General features: G+C 51.7%; 18 protein-coding genes and 1 tRNA gene. 8 read left to right on the top strand and 11 right to left on the bottom strand.

Annotated features, from left to right (window positions below; all coding sequences use genetic code 11):
* Positions 1-158 precede the first annotated feature (158 nt).
* The 3 genes from PQG83_RS14700 to tatA form a co-directional block, all read right to left on the bottom strand.
* Positions 159-404, bottom strand: coding sequence for a hypothetical protein (locus tag PQG83_RS14700; RefSeq protein ID WP_312742528.1), 246 nt, complete (start codon positions 402-404; stop codon positions 159-161).
* Positions 405-558: 154 nt separating this feature from the next.
* Complete coding sequence (locus tag PQG83_RS14695) at positions 559-1,332, bottom strand: HEAT repeat domain-containing protein (RefSeq protein WP_312742525.1); 774 nt, start codon at positions 1,330-1,332, stop codon at positions 559-561.
* A 7-nt stretch (positions 1,333-1,339) separates the two neighbouring features.
* Entirely contained in the window at positions 1,340-2,131 is a 792-nt protein-coding gene (gene tatA, locus PQG83_RS14690) for a twin-arginine translocase TatA/TatE family subunit (protein ID WP_312742523.1), read from the bottom strand.
* Between the two features lie 173 nt (positions 2,132-2,304).
* On the opposite strand from tatA, the gene PQG83_RS14685 reads away from it, so the two are divergent.
* The 3 genes from PQG83_RS14685 (at position 2,305) to PQG83_RS14675 (ending at position 4,082) form a co-directional block, all read left to right on the top strand.
* Complete coding sequence (locus PQG83_RS14685) at positions 2,305-2,775, top strand: hypothetical protein (protein ID WP_312742521.1); 471 nt, start codon at positions 2,305-2,307, stop codon at positions 2,773-2,775.
* Between the two features lie 123 nt (positions 2,776-2,898).
* Positions 2,899-3,291, top strand: a complete 393-nt coding sequence (locus PQG83_RS14680; protein WP_312742518.1) for a hypothetical protein — start codon at positions 2,899-2,901, stop codon at positions 3,289-3,291.
* Between the two features lie 38 nt (positions 3,292-3,329).
* Positions 3,330-4,082 carry a gamma-glutamyl-gamma-aminobutyrate hydrolase family protein gene (locus PQG83_RS14675; protein ID WP_312742516.1) on the top strand — a complete coding sequence of 251 codons (753 nt, stop codon included), beginning with the start codon at positions 3,330-3,332 and terminating at the stop codon, positions 4,080-4,082.
* A gap of 82 nt (positions 4,083-4,164) precedes the next feature.
* Here PQG83_RS14675 and PQG83_RS14670 read toward each other — a convergent pair whose 3' ends face one another.
* The 7 genes from PQG83_RS14670 to PQG83_RS14640 form a co-directional block, all read right to left on the bottom strand.
* The gene (locus tag PQG83_RS14670; RefSeq protein ID WP_312742515.1) at positions 4,165-4,572 is read right to left on the bottom strand and encodes a hypothetical protein; all 408 of its coding nucleotides are present in this window, start codon (positions 4,570-4,572) and stop codon (positions 4,165-4,167) included.
* Between the two features lie 158 nt (positions 4,573-4,730).
* Positions 4,731-5,210, bottom strand: coding sequence for a phosphate-starvation-inducible PsiE family protein (locus PQG83_RS14665; protein ID WP_312742512.1), 480 nt, complete (start codon positions 5,208-5,210; stop codon positions 4,731-4,733).
* A gap of 15 nt (positions 5,211-5,225) precedes the next feature.
* Entirely contained in the window at positions 5,226-5,627 is a 402-nt protein-coding gene (locus PQG83_RS14660) for a hypothetical protein (protein ID WP_312742509.1), read from the bottom strand.
* A 261-nt stretch (positions 5,628-5,888) separates the two neighbouring features.
* Positions 5,889-6,977 (bottom strand): beta-N-acetylhexosaminidase, encoded by a 1,089-nt coding sequence (gene nagZ / locus PQG83_RS14655; protein WP_312742507.1) that lies wholly within the window; start codon positions 6,975-6,977, stop codon positions 5,889-5,891.
* A gap of 16 nt (positions 6,978-6,993) precedes the next feature.
* Positions 6,994-8,499: a leucyl aminopeptidase gene (locus tag PQG83_RS14650; RefSeq protein ID WP_312742504.1), complete on the bottom strand. Its 1,506-nt coding sequence runs from the start codon at positions 8,497-8,499 to the stop codon at positions 6,994-6,996.
* Positions 8,500-8,558: 59 nt separating this feature from the next.
* The gene (gene queE, locus PQG83_RS14645; protein ID WP_312742501.1) at positions 8,559-9,212 is read right to left on the bottom strand and encodes a 7-carboxy-7-deazaguanine synthase QueE; all 654 of its coding nucleotides are present in this window, start codon (positions 9,210-9,212) and stop codon (positions 8,559-8,561) included.
* A gap of 246 nt (positions 9,213-9,458) precedes the next feature.
* Positions 9,459-10,154, bottom strand: a complete 696-nt coding sequence (locus PQG83_RS14640) for an HAD family hydrolase (protein ID WP_312742498.1) — start codon at positions 10,152-10,154, stop codon at positions 9,459-9,461.
* A 111-nt stretch (positions 10,155-10,265) separates the two neighbouring features.
* Here PQG83_RS14640 and PQG83_RS14635 point away from each other — a divergent pair.
* From PQG83_RS14635 to PQG83_RS14620, 4 genes are all read left to right on the top strand, one after another.
* A tRNA-Leu gene (locus tag PQG83_RS14635) sits at positions 10,266-10,349 on the top strand.
* Positions 10,350-11,223: 874 nt separating this feature from the next.
* Positions 11,224-11,847 (top strand): class I SAM-dependent methyltransferase, encoded by a 624-nt coding sequence (locus tag PQG83_RS14630; RefSeq protein ID WP_312742497.1) that lies wholly within the window; start codon positions 11,224-11,226, stop codon positions 11,845-11,847.
* 99 nt (positions 11,848-11,946) lie between these two features.
* Positions 11,947-13,953: a tetratricopeptide repeat protein gene (locus tag PQG83_RS14625; protein ID WP_312742494.1), complete on the top strand. Its 2,007-nt coding sequence runs from the start codon at positions 11,947-11,949 to the stop codon at positions 13,951-13,953.
* A 48-nt stretch (positions 13,954-14,001) separates the two neighbouring features.
* Complete coding sequence (locus tag PQG83_RS14620) at positions 14,002-16,623, top strand: sigma 54-interacting transcriptional regulator (protein ID WP_312742492.1); 2,622 nt, start codon at positions 14,002-14,004, stop codon at positions 16,621-16,623.
* On the opposite strand, the gene msrB is transcribed toward PQG83_RS14620, so the two are convergent.
* A complete protein-coding gene (msrB, locus tag PQG83_RS14615) occupies positions 16,589-17,074 on the bottom strand; it encodes a peptide-methionine (R)-S-oxide reductase MsrB (RefSeq protein WP_312742489.1) in 486 nt (161 codons plus the stop codon). The genes PQG83_RS14620 and msrB overlap by 35 nt on opposite strands.
* A 205-nt stretch (positions 17,075-17,279) precedes the next feature.
* On the opposite strand from msrB, the gene PQG83_RS14610 reads away from it, so the two are divergent.
* Positions 17,280-17,744, top strand: coding sequence for an HPF/RaiA family ribosome-associated protein (locus PQG83_RS14610; protein ID WP_312742487.1), 465 nt, complete (start codon positions 17,280-17,282; stop codon positions 17,742-17,744).
* The last annotated feature ends 45 nt before the right edge of the window (positions 17,745-17,789 follow it).

Genomic DNA, 17,789 nt, shown 5'->3' with positions numbered 1-17,789 from the left:
CAATCGATTCCTAACATATGAACGATTTCCTCTCATTTTAAATGATTAGAACCAAACATTGTCCACCCCCCTAAGAGACTAGCCGTTTTTCTTTCTAACGAAAGCTCCAGAATTAATCCTCCCCAGGATTTTTATAAAACCAAGTTTTGGATTTTTCGTTATTGAGAAGAAAGCGGGATGGCTGTATAACCCTTTGTCTCCAAGCACCCTTCTAAGGAATAAACCTCTTTGGTCCTTTGAGTGGTTCCTGTTGAGAACAAGGCTTCTTCGCAATCAGCTTTATCCTTGGAAAAGGTCGCCTGCGAGGTACCGGGCTTGAACCATTTCACCGGTGCGGAAGCGCAACTCAGGCCTGTCAGAATTGCCAGAAGGCCTACGATCACCTCTATTTTTAATTTCTTCATTTTTTGCCTTATGGAGAAAAAAGAAGGCGAATTGTAATGATTTTATTACGAGTATTCAATCAAACGCATGGAACATGGAAAATTTTTATCTAGGGTGGTGGTTGGACGAAAATCCGCCAGGAAGGTGAATTATGATCAAAAAAATTCGTGGAGGTTAGGTATTCTGACCAATTTGGTTAAGGGCCCAGGAGGCCCAAAAATGCACATTGGGAGTCGGGTCTGTTTCCATGGCTTGCTTCAGAGCCACCACATCCGCGTTGGTTCCCAATTTGCCTAAACGATATGCGGCTTCCGATCGGACGCCCACGCTTGTATCCTGGAGAAGATGGGTGCGTAACAACGGGAGTCCCCGGGGGTCGCCTAATTCTCCGAGCCCTGCAATTGCAGATTGTCGAGTGAGAGAATCCGGACTTTCCAGCGCTTGAAGGTACACGGAATAGGAAAATGGGAAATCAAAGTGAGCAAGAGATTGGATAATGGTTCTTTGAGTGTCAATGGTGGAAATAGCGTAGGCTTCGGTTAACACTAGTATTAATTCTTTCTGCACAGCTGTCCGACCCAAGGCCAATACCACAGCCTGTTTGACTGAATCGGAAGGGTCCGTAAGGTGCTGAACCAATGCAACTAGAGCCCGGTCTGATAGTGAATCGGCCATGGTTCCCAAGGCCCAAGCACTTGATTGTCGAACCTGATCATCTGGATCGGACAACGCGAGAACAAGGGCTTGGATGGCCTGAGGGTCGCCAATTTTCCCAAGTGATAAGGCTGCGGTCCGTCTAGTATCAGTCTGAGTATCCGTCAGAAGTGGAATAAGTCGTGCGGTGACGGTTTCAGCTGATTCAGGTGGGGATTCAATAACACAACCAACGAGTCCAAAGAAACAAATTGCTCCAATAACGGTAGCAGAATTGGTAGAGAACGTGAGCAAGAAAGGCTTATGCAGATCCAGAGGGTTCTTTGGGAGTTAGGGGCACTTTGGCTACTTCAATGGAGTCTTGCATCTCTTTTTCGGCAGACTCCAGTTCCGCTTGAATGGTGCGCATTTGAGGATCAATCGAATTTTTAATGTCTGCCGCTGCATCCCTGAACGTACGTACGGCACTTCCAAGGCCTTCTCCCAATGATTGCATATCTCGGGGAGCTAATCCGGATTGCTGGGAAGCCTGGGCTTTCATTGCAGCTTGTTGAGCTTGGACGCGGGCAACAGCTTGTTTATTCACAACAGCTGCAGGTCGCTTCAGCACAGGCTTCGCTTGTGCATTAGCCGGGAGAGCGGGATATTGCCTGGAAGCCATAGGGGCTGGTTGCGCTTGCCTATCCTCCATGGACATCGGCGGGGGGGCAGACGGAGGAGTTGTCGTCGTTTCAGAAGTACCAGAAGTTGCAGCAGATTTAGACGAAGGCTGTACCACCTCCGGTCCCGCTCCCTTATAAAGTAATGCTGCAGTGGTTCCCGGGGTTTGTTCAGGACCAGGCTGAAATGGCTGATTTGTCGGAGTCCCCACAGAGGTAGTTGGTTGGGACTGCACCTGTCCTGGTTCTGGCGGTATATTGGGTAGTGACTCATTGGGGTCTACAGGTGAGGGGATATCGGCGACTTCTTTTTTAAAGCCTTTTAAGGCTTTCCCCACACCCTCTCCGATTTGCGGGAGCCGACCTGCCCCGAAAATAATCAGGATGATCACCAGAATAATCATGAGTTCCGAGAACCCCATGGTTCCGAACATAGATAAAACCTCTCCCTTTAACACTGTGAAAATTTAAGACTTAAAAGACTCTATCTTTCAAGATTGACGAGTGTCAACCTAAATGCGGTAGGCTTGGAACACTATGCTCAAGCCAAGTTTTTGCGTATTCTTAATTTTTAGTTGTGCCCTTGAAAGAAACGAGTAGATCAGGAATGTCATTACTCTCACCACCCCAAATTCCCCTCTTTCGCATCACGCTGTTTTACGGCCCTGAAGCCGTTGAAGGTGCCTCAGATTCAGTACACTGTGTGTTTAATGTCAAAAAACGCAGCTGGAAAGGAGGGGTACAAGTCGAGGTGGTGATGAAAGGGAACCAAATAGACAGGCTCGAAGGAATCCTTCAGCATTCGTCATGGTTGGAAGGTGTTCTGAGGGGGGTTCCAGTTGAAAAGCAGGGAGGTTATCGAGAGAAAAGCCATGATTTATTGGTGCAGTTACTGTGCTTTCATAAGCTTCATGCCTTTATTCAGCAGGGAATCAAGCAGGAGAATATCCAAGTGTCAGGAGACGCTCTCATAGCTGAGACAGATGAGGTCGTTGAGCGGGAGGCCGAGGAAATCAAGAGGCAGATTTTTATCGAGTTGGATCTGGTTGAAACCGAAGAGGAACCCCCGTCACTATAGAAGGTACCAAATTTGCTATAATTTATTTTTTCGTATTTAAAAACAGAAGACTAATGCATCAATCAGGTTTAAAATACCAAATAGAAGGTTTGCATAAAAATTAAACAGGAAGGAGTTTTCCTTATGCGGCAATCCAAGGTTTTTGGGGGAGGTGTGCTTAAACAATTGACCGGGGTGTGCGTGTTGTTGGCTTTTTCCCTGATAGTATGCCTGGGTGCCACAGGGGTAAGTCTGGCTGCCGAACAAGAATTATCGAGCCCAACCAATGAAGCGGCCCTTGGGATCGGGAGTGCTTTGCTGACCGTAATTTATTTTCCTGTGAAGTTTGCCTATGCCATCTTGGGCGGGGTTGTGGGAACGTTTACCTATGGATTGACAGGTGGTGACCTTGAAACCGCCAAAGCTGTATGGGAGCCGAGCTTCTACGGCACGTATGTCATTACTCCTGACCATCTAAAGGGAAATGAGCCCGTTCGATTCCTTGGGGTCTCCGCATATGAGGATCAAGCGCTATAGACCGAAATATCAACCCCGCCCGAGTTGAATCGACTGGCATGCTCAAACCTATCATTGGGATTACACCGGATTTTAACCCTGGAAATCGGAAGGACATGGGTGGGAAAGAACCCACCTATTTTTTGCGGGCCAGGTACCTTCAGGCAATACAGGAGGCCGGGGGAGTGCCCTTAGTGCTTCCCCTGGTCCGTGGTTTGGCGAAACAGAAATATCTTATACAACGGCTGGACGGTCTTCTGGTGACCGGGAGCGGATCGGATTTAGCCCCTGAGTTGTATGGGGAGAAGCAACGGTATCCTTTTCAGCAAATGAGCGAAGAGCGCGCCCAACTTGAGCTTGGACTGTCCAAGCTGGCCTTTCGTCAGGGGGTGCCGACTCTGGGAATCTGCGGAGGAATGCAATCCATGAACGTGGCCTTGGGAGGAACCCTGGTGCAGGATATTTCGTCTCAATTGTCGACGAAAATTGAACATCGACCCATCAAATCGGCAACGAAAACAGCCCATCTGGTTAACATTGAACCCAACAGCCTACTACAGCGCATCGCCAAGCGGTTAAGTATTGCGGTGAATAGCTCCCACCATCAATCTATCAAATCTGTTCCGTCGTCCTTTCAAGTTACTGGGATGGCTCCGGATGGAATCATTGAAGCGATTGAAGCCTCTGGTCATCCATTTTGGCTTGGGGTTCAATGGCATCCGGAGTTTTTATACCGGCAGGATGCCATTCAGAAACGTCTATTTACCGCGTTAATACAATCCGCCAGACAGTTTGCCGACAGACGAACATAGCCTGTTCAGGGCATTATGGCTTGATTCACACAAAATCCATTCGAAAGAGAACTCTCAAAACGGATAAAAGGACTGGGAGTTCTTACTTAGCCGCGTCTTCGGCTTCGGGACTTGGTTGTGGTGGATCCGGCAAGGCCGGTGATTTAGGTGCAGGGGGTTTGGTCTCTTGTGCGGCCTGTGTTTTGGGTGCAGGAGGAGTGGCAGGTTTTGGAGCAGGCACCGGTTTAGGTTTTTCCGGCTTGATGCCACCTTCCCAATGAGGGCCGGTATACATATCGTCGGCCAAGTCGGTCTCTTTCCACCTGGCTTCAAAGTCTGCGGCGGCCTTATTGGGGGTTTCTCCAGTTCCAACAGTTTGATTCCACGGATAGATACGAGGAGAAATCCGGCAGGTAGACTCATCCTGGCACATGTACAGTGCAATCGGATTTCCTCGATAAGGGCCCAGAATAATATGGACTGTGCCGACTAATTCAGGAAGAGAATCCATGATACCAACACTACAGATTGTCGTCTAAAAAGGAGGCTATACTGCCACAGCCCCCGGCGGTATGCAATATGAGCCGAAGAAGTTCATCAGGAATGTATGACAATACTATGATTGGAGAAGGGAAAGGCGAAAAAGAGTTTTTCTGGAATTCGGAAGGGCTATTTGTTGAGAAGAGGTTCTACCGGAAGCTCGGATTTTCGGTGAAGATATAACGCAATCATGAGGACCAAAATCACGATGACATGCAGGGACATATCCATGAGGTAATGACGAAACATGTCTTCAGGGACAGATTCCTGGTGCGAGAATTCAGCGCCAGCGGTGAGAATTCTTCGGACAGAAGCAATGATCCCCACATGCAGGAATGGTTCAAGTCGAATGCGGTCGTTTTGTAAGAAGCCTAATACCGTGCGAAACAATTCCAAAAGAATAATGACGAACAACAGGTCATTCAGTAAAGTGATGGTCGCTGGCAAAAACTCGGTTTGTACCGATTGAGCATAGGCTACCCAACTATACCCGAAGACCAGCATGCCCACAAGAAGAAAACTCAAGCAGGCGGTGATGTAGCCCCACCGGTCGAGGAACTGCATCCATCGGACCCATTGTTTAATTGAATCTGGTGTCCACCCTAACATGTTGGATGTGTCCTCTTATGCGGTTCCTTGATGTGGGGTGGTGGGGGGGGGCTCCTGCTTGATGTCCTCTCCCCGCATCTGACCAAACTCTAAATTCTGAATCGCTTTCGCACCAAACGAATGGCCACAACAGATGACTTCCTGAAATCCCTCCCCGCCCGCCATTACCATTAGGCGAAGTCCACAGGAATCAGTGGCAACCATTTTTTCATCGAGTGGCATGCCGACTGCCAAGGCTCCCGCTCGGCGGCCACGCTCTGGATTAAACGAGGGAACCACGTCTTCCAGGGTCAAATCATGTCCGCAACATCGAATTTTTTCAAACCCTTCCCCACCGCTCATCACCTTGAGTACCAGTCCACAAGAATCTGGATATCGTTTGCGTTCGTCGATAATGTCACCTTTTTTCAATGCCATAGCCATGCTCCTTGCTTCCGAAATGAATCATGAAATTTTGTCATTAACAATAAGAATAGATGGTTGGATGTGTCGATTTATGCAGTAAGGTTGATAGCTAAACAAATCTTTGTAGGGAATGTCCAGAATTGGGCCAGGCCCTTCTTTTTCACACCTAAGAAGGTGAGAGGAGCCGGCATCCAAAACATGGCCTAAAGCGGGCCGAACCTCCTACTCCTTATTGGAGCCCGTCCGGAAATCCGTCTTCTCAGTTCTGTGCCTTCAGGTCAGGGTGCGAAACTGTCCTTGGATCTGTGCTAAGACATGGCGATGGGCGGAAATCCCTACAGTCATAGGGATGGAGGGAATGTCGATTGGGTGATAGGGGAAGACAAATTGCTGTTTGACGGAGGCGATACGGGCCAAACTCGTCTCAAGGCGGCTTTGATCCAATGTGTGAGATTCAACAGCACGACTGACGGCTTTAATCGTATCGGTCGCCAGCCTGCGGGTTTTGCACACTAATAACATATCCACTCCGGCTTGCAACGAGTGCACAGCGGCCTCGCCGACTGTCGAATGGTTCACAATGGCGCCCATCTCCAAGTCGTCACTCAAGATGACACCGGAAAATCCCATCTGCTGCCGAAGGATATCTGTCAATATCATGGAAGAGAGGGTTGCGGGGTTTGTGGGGTCCAGGGCGGGATAGTGGACGTGGGCCGTCATGATAGCTTGAAGGCCATGAGCAATGGCGTATTGAAATGGTTTGAGCTCCACACTCTCCAGCCGCTCCCGTGTGGCGTGGACCACCGGCAGTTCCACATGTGAATCGGTACTGGTGTCGCCATGACCAGGAAAATGTTTTCCGCAGGCCAATACGCGATGATCGTGCAGGCCCGCGAGAGTGGCCGCTCCCATAATGCACACCTGTTCCGGTTCGGTCCCAAACGCCCGATCTCCGATAATAGGATTGGAGGGATTCGTATGGATGTCCAAAACCGGTGCCATATTCATATTAATCCCTACGGCGCGTAACTCCTTAGCGGTCACGGCAGCCGCCTGGTAAGCCAGTTCCGTGGATCCCGAGTGGGCGACGGTGGTTGCAGGAGGAAAGATGGTAAAGCCTGCAGGAAGGCGGGAGACGCGTCCGCCTTCTTGGTCGATGCCGATGAGCAGCGGGATGTCATCGGCCAGGGCTTGGAGGTCGTTCGTGAGGTGTGCGATTTGGGCAGGGTCAACCAAATTGCGGGAAAAAAGAATGATCCCTCCTGGTCGGAATTCCTGCATCCAGGCTCGAAGGTCCGGAGTGACCTCCGTCCCTTCGAACCCGATCATACACAATTGCCCTACGAGTTCAGCGCTAGACATCGCTATGTGTTGCCGACTAGCGATTGACGTGATTCAGCAAATATTGAATGAGCAACCGGGTCCCGATACCTGTCGGACCTTTAGGAGTATACGGCCGTTCGGTTGTACCCCAATCGGTGCTGGCAATGTCCAAATGGACCCAGGGATGGTCCCCAACGAATTTTGATAAGAACATCGCCGCCGTAATCATTCCGCCTCCCCGCCCACCGATGTTCCGCATGTCCGCCACGTCACTTTTGAGCTGTTCAAAATATTCATCCCACAGGGGCATTTCCCAGACCCGTTCCCCGGCCTGATTGCCGGCCTTTTTGATGTCGGCTTTCAGGGGATCGTCATTACCCAGCATGCCAATCGCGAACTGTCCTAAGGCGACAGCAGCCGCACCGGTCAGTGTGGCGATGTCAATTACGCAGGCGGGTTTGAAACGGGAGGCATAGGCCAAACCGTCAGCAAGAATCAACCGACCTTCCGCATCGGTATTTTGGACTTCCACCGTTTTTCCGGAGAGCATAGTAAGGATATCGCCGGGTTTGGTTGCCCGTCCTCCCGGCATGTTTTCGGTCACAGGCAGGAGGCCGATCGCATTGACCGGGAGCTTGAGCCGGGAGGCGGCTCGAATCGTCGCCAACACTTCGGCTCCACCCGTCATGTCGGCCTTCATCTGTTCCATGTTTTCCGATGGTTTTAGGGAGATCCCACCGCTATCAAAGGTTACCGTTTTGCCGACAAAGACAATGGGTTTTTGGGTGCGAGGGCCACCCATATATTCCAGAATGATAAATTGGGGCGGTTCGATACTGCCACGAGAGACCCCCAATAATCCGCCCATGCCGAGTTTTTCCTGCTGTTTGCGGTCCAACACTTTGAGCCGGACTTTGGCCTCCCTGGCGATATTTTTGGCTTCGGTGACGACCCGGGAGGGCGTCATCACGTTCGCGGGGTGGTTGCACAAATCCCGGACGAAACAGGTGGATTCCCCAAGAATTTGGCCACGTTTGGCGCCATCTTTGGCCTCATTCATGTGAGCGTTGGAGGTGGTGAGTAGGGTGCAGGATTGCAAGGAGTGAGTATCGTCCGTGCGGTCCGTGCGGTACTCATTAAACCGATAAGTCCCAAGAACGACCCCTTCCACCATGGCTTGGGCCACGTCATTCATAGGGCCGGTGCTCTTTGGCACGTCCGGCATCACGCAAACGATCCCTTTGGCTTTGGCGGTGCGGGCGCGTTTGGCAGCGGTCCCCATTGCTTGACGAATTCGTTCCAAGGTCACCGTCTCCCGTGCTCCAAGGCCGACAAGAAGCACGCGTTTTGCGGGCAATTTCCCATCGATATGTAATAAGGCGGTGTTATTCGGCTTGCCGGAAAATTCTCCACTTTTGCGCAGGGCGCTCAACTGTCCACCGAGTTTCTGGTCGACCGGCCGGACGGCTTTGCTCCAGGTTTTGTCCTGTTCATATTCCAAACACACCAACACATCCGTTGTCGTCGCGGTGGCTTCACCACTCTTCACAAGAATATTCATACGCCTCCTCAATAAATAAATCGCCCCAAACGTAAACAGATCCCCTTGCCGTGGTAGTGTTACACGCCACGGGTTTGGGGATCCCAGATCACTTTATGCAATTGGAGTTGAAAACGAACAGGCAGTCGATCTTCCAGGATCCATTCAGCCAAGGATTGAAGATGGAGGACGCCAAAGACCGGACTCATATGGACGGGACAGCGGTCTCCCAATGAATACTGCTTCACGATATCGCGCGCCCACTCGTAATCCGCCCGGTCCTTCAAAACAAACTTCACTTCGTCTTTTCCAGACAAATGCCTAAGGGTATCCCACCGCATCCGGTCCGTCATTCCACTGCCCGGACATTTCACATCCAGAATAATCGAAACCCGCTCATCCACGTTGGCAATATCAAACGCCCCGCTGGTTTCCAGCATCACCTGAAATCCAGCCTCGCATAATTGTGTTAACAATACCAGAGAGCCAGGTTGATGCAATGGTTCACCGCCGGTCACCTCGACGAGCGGACAACCATATGATTGTACCTGGGCCAGAATTGTCTCAATCGGCATGGTATTTCCACCATAAAAGGCATATTCCGTGTCACACCAGGTGCAACGAAGCGGACAACCCGTTAACCGGACAAATACGCACGGTTGCCCCACACGGGTGGATTCCCCTTGAAGGCTATGAAAGATTTCGGTGATCTTTAAAGAAGGCAAAGTGGCCATAAACACTCTCAACTCCAGCACACAACAGATACCATTGTACTCAAAAAGTTGGGTGAGGGGGAGGGGACAGAAAAGGGTGCGCTAGGTGGCTGTCGGAGATGAGTAATCGTCACAAGGTTGGATCGGGTTGAGTGATATGTTTGATGATGTGCGGAGAATAGAAAGTCTATTCTGATGAACAAGGACCGGAGAAGCGGTCAATTTGGCGTAAGCACGCAGGTCGGTTTCATCCCGGATGGCGGCCTCCTAAGCCCATTGTGTAATCGGCCAACCCCGCTCGCGGGCAATGCGCGCCATGCCGCGAATGGGATTTACGACAAAAGGATGGCCAACCAGCTGGAGCGCGTGGAAATCTCCAGGGCTATCGCCATAGGCATAGCTACGTGTCAGGTCCAGATTGAAGCGGGCGGCCAGGCGCTCCACATACCGCCCTTTTCCCTCACCATAGGGCAACGGGGCAAACACCTTGCCCGTATAGAGTCCTTCCTGGGATTCCGGTCTCGCACCAAATACCAATGAGACTCCAAGTGCCTCGGCCAGTGGTTTCACCAAAAACTCAGGTGATCCGCTGACGAAGGCTACGACATGTCCGGCATCCCGATGACGGGATAATCGATTCAAAGCCCTCGCTGAGACCCGTGGAACAACATATAACTCCACGTACTCGCTGGCCATCTGTTCAATGAGGGAGACATCATGCCCCATCAGATACAGCTTCCTCCGTCGCAGAGGATTGAACGAAACGGGGGGCATGTGACGAATGGCATATTCCAGGCTGTGCCATACCTCCGGCCAACCCACGACACCGTCTTGCCAGAGATACCGGAAAAATCCGATTTCAATCGAGGCGCCGGGAATCAATGTGTTATCCACATCGAAAAAGGCACCGATCCAGTGTTGAGAATGAGTCAGGGGTGCGGGCGAAGAGGTCGAGCGGGTCATGATGAGCTCTAATTCGGGCGGTCAATTAATTAATGAGAATGGCCGGGATTCTACTCCGCGTTTCACGCGTTGACAAGGACATCAAGAGGTTTCATAATCTGCCTACTTCGTGCCGAAGTGGTGGAATGGCAGACACGCACGTTTGAGGGGCGTGTGGGGAAACCCATGCGGGTTCAAGTCCCGCCTTCGGCACCAACAATCTCCCCGACTTCATATACTTCTCGTACTTCCAAACTCTTCTTACTCTCAATGGGGTAAAAAGCGGGGCTTGAACATGGGGTATTGAAGGGGGTATTCCCCCTTCATGGGGTGACCGGAGCGTAGCGGAGGCACGAGGGGGCTGGCTCCCTAAGTGAGAGCAGGAGACAGGCTTCCGCTCCTGCGACTTGAAGTCCCGCCTTCGGCACCAATAATCCTACCGACATCTAAATCGTCTTTGTCAGGAGTCCTACCCTTACAAAAAATTGTGTCGAGATTCGAACTGGGGTTCTGAATTGGGAGTTCTTCCTTCATTTGGGTGACCGGAATGAAGCGAAGGCATGAGTGAGGGCTTTTGTGGGAGGGTTGAATAATAAAGATTTTCAAGGGCAAATTTGCCCAGGATTAGATGACTCATCAAAGGCTCCGGGTCGGTACAAAAAAGTCCGTCCAGCAAGGCCGCAGGCGTTTTTGCGCGCGGAGCGTACGTTTAGTACGTGAGCACGGGAAAATGGCGAGAACGCCGCTGGCGGCTTTTTTCAACAGACCCTTTGTGAGAGCAGGAGTCGGGCTTCCGGCACCTACTCATTCAAGTCAGGTCTTCAGGCTCCATTCCCTTCCTCTGGATTACTTATCGATGGGGTCAGGTATGCCACTGTCACCGTATACATTCTGGAGGTAAAAACTTTATCAACGACCTTTGGCATTCGGGTCATTCATTCTTAGAGGAACCGGGGGAAATTGAAAGATCTCGTCTATTGGATTCCGGCACATGGGCTTGCTGTCGGACTACTGTAGGAGGATAAACGTTATTCTGATGCTTAGGAAAAGGCAAATTAGAAGACAAATTCAATTGCCCTGAAGGTCTCTTATGAAACGCGGGTGGTATGCACGACGAGTGTTTCCGAGGCTGGTCCATTGGAGTATGGGGCAAGCGGGTTTTGTCCCCTTTCGGCAGGCGTTGGTTGCAAAGGCGTCAGGGATGGTTTTGGAAATCGGGTTTGGGTCCGGCGCCAATTTTTCTTACTATTCTTCCCAGATCCATTCCTTGACGGCGATTGATCCCAACCCCGGGATGATCCCGTTGGCCCGCTCGCTTCAGGCTGAGGCGGTGATTCCCGTTCATCTTGCCCTGGCCCTGGCTGAAGCGCTCCCCTTTCCCTCAGCCTGCTTTGATACGGTTGTGAGCACCATGACCTTATGCAGCGTTCCTCAACTTTCGAAGGCCCTGCAGGAATTGCATCGGGTTGTGAGACCTGGAGGACAATTGTTGTTTTTAGAGCATGGACAAAGTCCGGATCGTTGGGTTCGCCGGTGGCAGGATGGTCTTACGCCGGCATGGAAACATCTTGGCGATGGCTGTCATTTAAACCGTCCAATGATTCAGATGATTCAGGCGCAGGGTTGGACAGTTTCCGCACTCGAAAACTTTTATCTTCCCGGCGTTCCGAAGCCTTTCGCCTATTTTTCTCAGGGGATGGCGGTAAAGGCCTGATCCTCCCTGTGCGCCCTTCCATTTTCCTTGATTTCTTAATACATTGAAGTTGGTGTTCATGAGGGTGTCGTGTGTTTTCTTGAACCTTACCCATCTCTAATGGCTAAATTTTTACTGATGGTAAATCGAGGGGTACCTGCCTACTTGACGGTCTGGGCGGTGATGTTGGGATTTTTCCTCTCGCTGGGGCTTTTTTTCGTTTACCCCTCCTCTGCAGAGGTGACTGATGCCTCCCAAGCGGATTCATCCACCATTCATGATTCCGCGGAAGCGCATCTTCAGTTAGGGATTGATTTTTTTCTCACGAATGAACTGGATGTGGCCATTGATGAGTTTCGGGAGACTGCTCGTCAACGGCCTGGCTATGCCGATGCCTATCATAATCTTGGGGTAGCCCTGGCCAAAACGGGGGATTTAAAAGGGGCCATTGCGGCCTGGTCGCAAGCGGAACGGTTGGATTTTCACACGGCCTCCTTGCGGTATCACCTGTCAGCCCTGGTTTCGTATAACTATGGTATCTCTCTGGTGCGAGATGGTCGCCTTGCGCAGGCCCTGGCGCAATGGCGGGCGGTCCTTCGCCTTCAGCCTGATTTTTTTGAAGCCCATTATGCGTTGGGATTGGGGTATTTGGCTGCAGGAGATCCTGTGCAAGCTGTGGCCCATTTTCAAGCGACGATTCATGACGCAACTCATTGGGCGCATGCCTATGAAGCCTTGGGGTTGGCCTATTATGCATCACATGAAAATACTCTGGCCGAACAGGCCTGGAGGCGTGCCCTGGCGTTGGAGCCCGAACTCCCCAAGGTCTATGCCAATTTGGGATTACTCCGTTTGCAAGAGGGGAATTATCACGAGGCGATCGGACATTCCCGGAAGGCGTTAGTACTTCAACCTGACCTTGTAGCCGCGCATTACAATATCGGTGTGGCGTTGTTTGCGAAAGGAGACGAATCAGCCAGTGTTCCTTCACTGGAAAGGGCCATTTCTCTCGATCCCCGATTGACTTCAGCGAGATTGCTGCTTGGTGTTGTCTGGAGTCGTCAGGGAAATTGGGCGCAGGCCGCCTCGCTCTGGCGTGAGGCATTACGCCGGGATCCCTTTGCCAAAGATGGAGTATGGCTCCATTATAATTTGGGAGTCGCCATGGCTGCCATGGGACTTGTCGACGAGGCGGCGGTTGAATTTGATGTGGTAACGGGTCAGCGTCCTGAATGGGCTCCGGGGTGGTCTCAGTTGGGCTCGGCGCTTCTGGCCACCCGACAATGGGAAAGGGCTGTGGTCGCCCTGCAATCCGCTTCTCGATTGCAACCGGCCTGGGCACACCTCCATTTTGCCATTGGAAAAGCTCAGGCTGAAGCGGGGAACTTGTCTCAGGCTGTTGCCGCCTTTCAACGAGCGGTCGAGGTTGAGCCTCAATTTGTCGATGCATGGTTTCATTTGGGGGTCGTGCTTCGTGCTCAGAACCGGACCGGTGAAGCGGTCGAGCCGCTTCGTCTGGCGGCGGAAGGCGGATCGGGCGAAGCCCAAAGCCTGTTGGCTTCGATGTATGCCAATGGCAGTGGTGTGGATCGCAACATCCCCTTGGCGATGTTATGGTGGTTTCGGAGTAGTCGGGCCACGATGGCCGATTCGCTCACCCAGACCGCCAGAGAACAGCTCTCACAATTCCGTCGCGGCCTGCATCGACATCTCTTTTCGCCCGGTGACCGGCAGGAGGTGTTAACCGGCTTTGGTCTCATTCGAGAAGATCTTCACCGGTTGGCTCCTCCCCATCCCATGTCCAATCAGGTGGCCAATGATGAAGGGTCCTGGGACCACCTGACGCCGAATGAACCCGTTGTTGCATGGGTGATCGACCAGGCCTTGGCCGGTGATCAGTCTGCCCAACATACCCTCCATGCCTGGTATGTGAATGGAGAGCGTGGTCGCTTGGTTCCGGCAGATCCTCAGATCCGAAATTATTTTCTGCAAACGGCGAAAGAAGGAGATCCCTTTTCCTGTCAGGTCGTTCGAGCCGTTGCTCCTGAATCGTCTGAACGTTTTTCCGCAGACTGGCAATTGGCGGCAAATGGATGTCCGGACCAGACCGTCATGCCGGGGTTGTAATTCTGAGGTGGGTTGCATGTATGGGAGTGGGAACTTCCTGGATTTTCTATGATTAGGACCTCAATGACGGATCGTTTCAAGACCATGACATTGGCCCTCGCCTTTTCACTGGCGAGCACGGTGTTGGCTTTTAGCGTCTCCTCACTTTTTCCCCAGGGAGAACGTTGGTTGACTGATTGGCAACTGGCCCACATGACCCCTGGACCTGTCGACCCTTCACTGGTCATGGTGACGGTCACAAAGAGCACCAGTCCCGCGTTATGTGGGGAAGGACGATGGGATCTTTCCGTGTTGGAATCCACACTGCTGTCCCTTCATGAGGCTGGCGCTGCGGTTATCGTTCCTTCAATTGATGTGTCCTCCCCGATAGCCTCGGAATGTGGGGGGTTGGCTGGACTGGTTCGACTGGCTGAAGTGACTAAACGAGTCGGGTCTGTGGTCTACCCGTATTCGGTTCCTCCCGCCTTGGCCGATGCGGCAACCGCACTGGGGACACTGGACGTGATACCTGATGCGGATGGGGTGTTTAGGGGTGTGAAGTCCCATGCCCTTTCTGCAGGTTCATCGCCACATCCTCCGATCGGTCTCGTAATGGCCTCGTTGTTATCAGGAACGGACACAGCTAATCCGAAGATCAACGACCCTCAATTCCGGTTTGTTGGACGTTGGGCCACTTCACCCTTTCCCAGGTATGTCTTTGCGGATGTGTGGAACATCATTCAGAGTAAAGATCGCGATCAATTAACCAAGATGTTTCGCGGAAAAGCGGTGATGTTTTTTTCTCCTGTGTCGACGAATCCAACTCTTTCAACCCCGTGGGAATCAGCGGTGCCGGCTGAATTTCTTCATGTCTTATTGACCAATGCGGTACTGACCAAGGGATGGGTCTCCACGACTCCTGTATGGGTCGCTTTCCTGCTGACAGTGTGCGTAGGACTGTTCTTCGCCTGGTTTATTCTTCGGGAAATTCCGCTGATCCGCCTTGGGATGATGGGCCTACCCGTTATTCTTCTTGCGGGGCTTGCTCTGCTGTGGGGACTTCATAGTGGTTGGGTGTGGCCGATCCTGAGTACAAGTTTGGCTTTAGGAATGACCGTAGGGGGAACGCTGGCTTGGCGGTTGTCCCGGTCCCGGTCGATTATCCAACGGCGGATCACTCAAGGGCGACAGCAGCTACAACAATTGGAAACAGAGCTGGCAGAGAGACAACAGCATGTCCATGAACTCGAGACTTGCTTGCATGTGGCACACGATCATGTACACCGGTCGGCAACGGTTATTGAAGGTTTAGAAACTCAGCAAGGGGGGGTGTCTCGTCAATTGGAGTGTTCCCAAGCCGAGGTAGAAGATACCCGACGACAGATTGACCGGTTGCAGATTGAATTGAAGGATCTTCGTCGGCAGGTGCCGGCCATGCAGCATGCAGGGCATCAGATGTCCGAATCCCGGGAGAATCAGGCATTACTGCAAGAATGTGAGTCGCTTCATATTCTGACCCGTGCCCCTGCGGTCCTTCGCGTATTTCAGGATTTAAAAAAAGCGTCTAGAACCCAGGGCCCCATTCTTCTATTGGGAGAAACGGGTACGGGCAAAGAGGTGTTTGCACGAGCGGCCCATGCATTGAGTCCCCGGCGTCGTGGGCCATTTGTGTCGGTAAATATGGCTGCGATCCGGGCGGAGTTATTTGAAGGAGAATTGTTCGGCCATGTGAAGGGAGCCTTTACCGGCGCGGTTGGTCGTGAGGGGTATATTGAAACGGCAAATGGTGGAACGCTCTTTTTGGATGAAGTCGGCGAACTCCCATCCGATTTGCAAGCAAAATTGCTGCGGTTTCTGGAGGACGGGTCATTTCACCGGGTTGGAGAAAGCCGGCTCACTCAGGTGAATGTGCGAATTATCGCGGCGACAAATTGCAATCTTCAACAGGATGTGGAGGCCGGCCGATACCGGGAAGATCTCTATTATCGACTGCGGAGTATTGTGTTGACTCTGCCTCCTCTTCGGGAACGAGGGGAGGAAGACTATCTTTTGTTGGCCCAATCCTTCCTACAGTATTTTTCCCGGCAACAGGATCGAATGAATGTGATGTTCACGCAAGGGGCACTGGATTCGATCATGGCCTATCACTGGCCAGGCAATATTCGAGAACTTCGACAAACCGTGGCCCAGGCCGTGGCGTTGGCCAACGGTTCCCTCATTACCGAAGCAGATTTGCATCTCAGTAGACCCGTCCTGCCGTCAGTGAAGGGTGAGGGACACGGTCGGGTGGAACTGGAACGATTGGAAGATGACATGGTGTTGGAATGCCTGCGACGTCATGGATTCGATATGCAGGTGACAGCTAAAGCTTTAGGGTGGGATCGCAGCACCGTCACCCAACGATTGAAAGGTCTTGGATTTCAGGCGTTGGTCACCTATCAGGGAAAGATTGAAGCGGCGGCGCAGGCGTTGGCCGGGGATGAAACCTTGGCCCCCATGGTCGCGAGGCGACTGCGCGAGTATTCAAAAAACCTGCTTCCTTCTTCCAGACACTATACGTCTGCTGAAGAAGCGGTGGCTGACTGCCGAAAACGGTTTCGAAATCTTCCGGAGCGACATTTTCCGGCAGTCGAGCAGTTAGTGCACCAACGCTTTGCTACGCCGGAACAAAATTCAACGCCGCAGAATTAATGCAATAGCGTAATCCCGTCGGCGGTGGGCCGTCGTCAAATATGTGTCCCTGGTGGCCACCACATTGGGCGCAATGGACTTCGGTTCGTGGATAAATCAATTTCCAATCGGTGCGGGTTTCGACCACTTTTTCCGAAATCGGTTGCCAAAAGCTGGGCCATCCCGTCCCACTGTCGAATTTTGTGTCGGAAGAAAAGAGCGCCAGATCACATCCTGCGCATTGGTAAATACCTTTGGCTTTACTTTGATGATATTCATTGGTAAAGGGTGGCTCGGTGTCTTCATGCCGCAAGACACGGTATTGCATGGGGGTTAACAGCGCCTTCCACTCTTCATCCGTTTTCGTGATTTTGGTGATATCCGACCCCCCGGTTGGGGTCGAGGGAGCGGCCAATGCCACGCCGAGAGTTTTGGCGAGAACGCCGAACCCTAATGCCATGCCGATTTTCATAAGATTTCTCCTGTTGACGTTTACATTTATAGACATCTGCTAGCCCTCCTCTGAGCTGAGAGGGTGGAAACTTCTTGGTATTCCACCTATCCTGATATACTGTATCAGTCTTGCAATGAGAAAAAAAATTACAGATTTCGTGATGAGGCCTTTGACTGAAGAAAGAGAAATTTTTACACTGTAAGAAACAAGAAGAAAAGGAGGGTTGACTCAGGATTTCGTCATCCGAAAAACAGGCCGGAAGGTGTTGGATGTTTCACAGCTTGAACGAACAGCCAAAGAAGGAGTGTCTATGGATGAACAATCGCTGGATGTAAAAATTGAGAGCCGAAACGTTGGCATGACCCCTCGGTGGAAAGCCGAAATTGAGAGACGAACTGAGGCGTTGCAAACGGATACGATCCGCATCATTCATGCCCGTGTCACTCTTACGAAAAATGCCCATCATAAAAAAGGGGCTGATAACGCGGAGGCGCTGGTTGTCGTGACGCTTCCCCGGCGTCGAACGGTGACTGCCAGAAAAGAATCAAAAACCTTTGAAGAAGCCATTCGCTCAGCCTTTCAGGCCATAGAGCATGAACTCGATAAAGTTGAAGAAAAACGGTTAGCCCGCAATGCCAAGGCCACAGCCAAAAGGATCGAAAAAGCCATGGCGCTAACCGCCGTCTGACGGGGTAGGATCTTCATCTCTATTCTTTTTCTCTTCATCACAACG

The sequence above is a fragment of the Candidatus Nitrospira neomarina genome (assembly GCF_032051675.1).
Lineage (GTDB): Bacteria > Nitrospirota > Nitrospiria > Nitrospirales > UBA8639 > Nitrospira_E > Nitrospira_E neomarina.
Note: the sequence above shows the minus strand (reverse complement) of the source record. Positions and strands in the feature narration are given on the sequence as shown.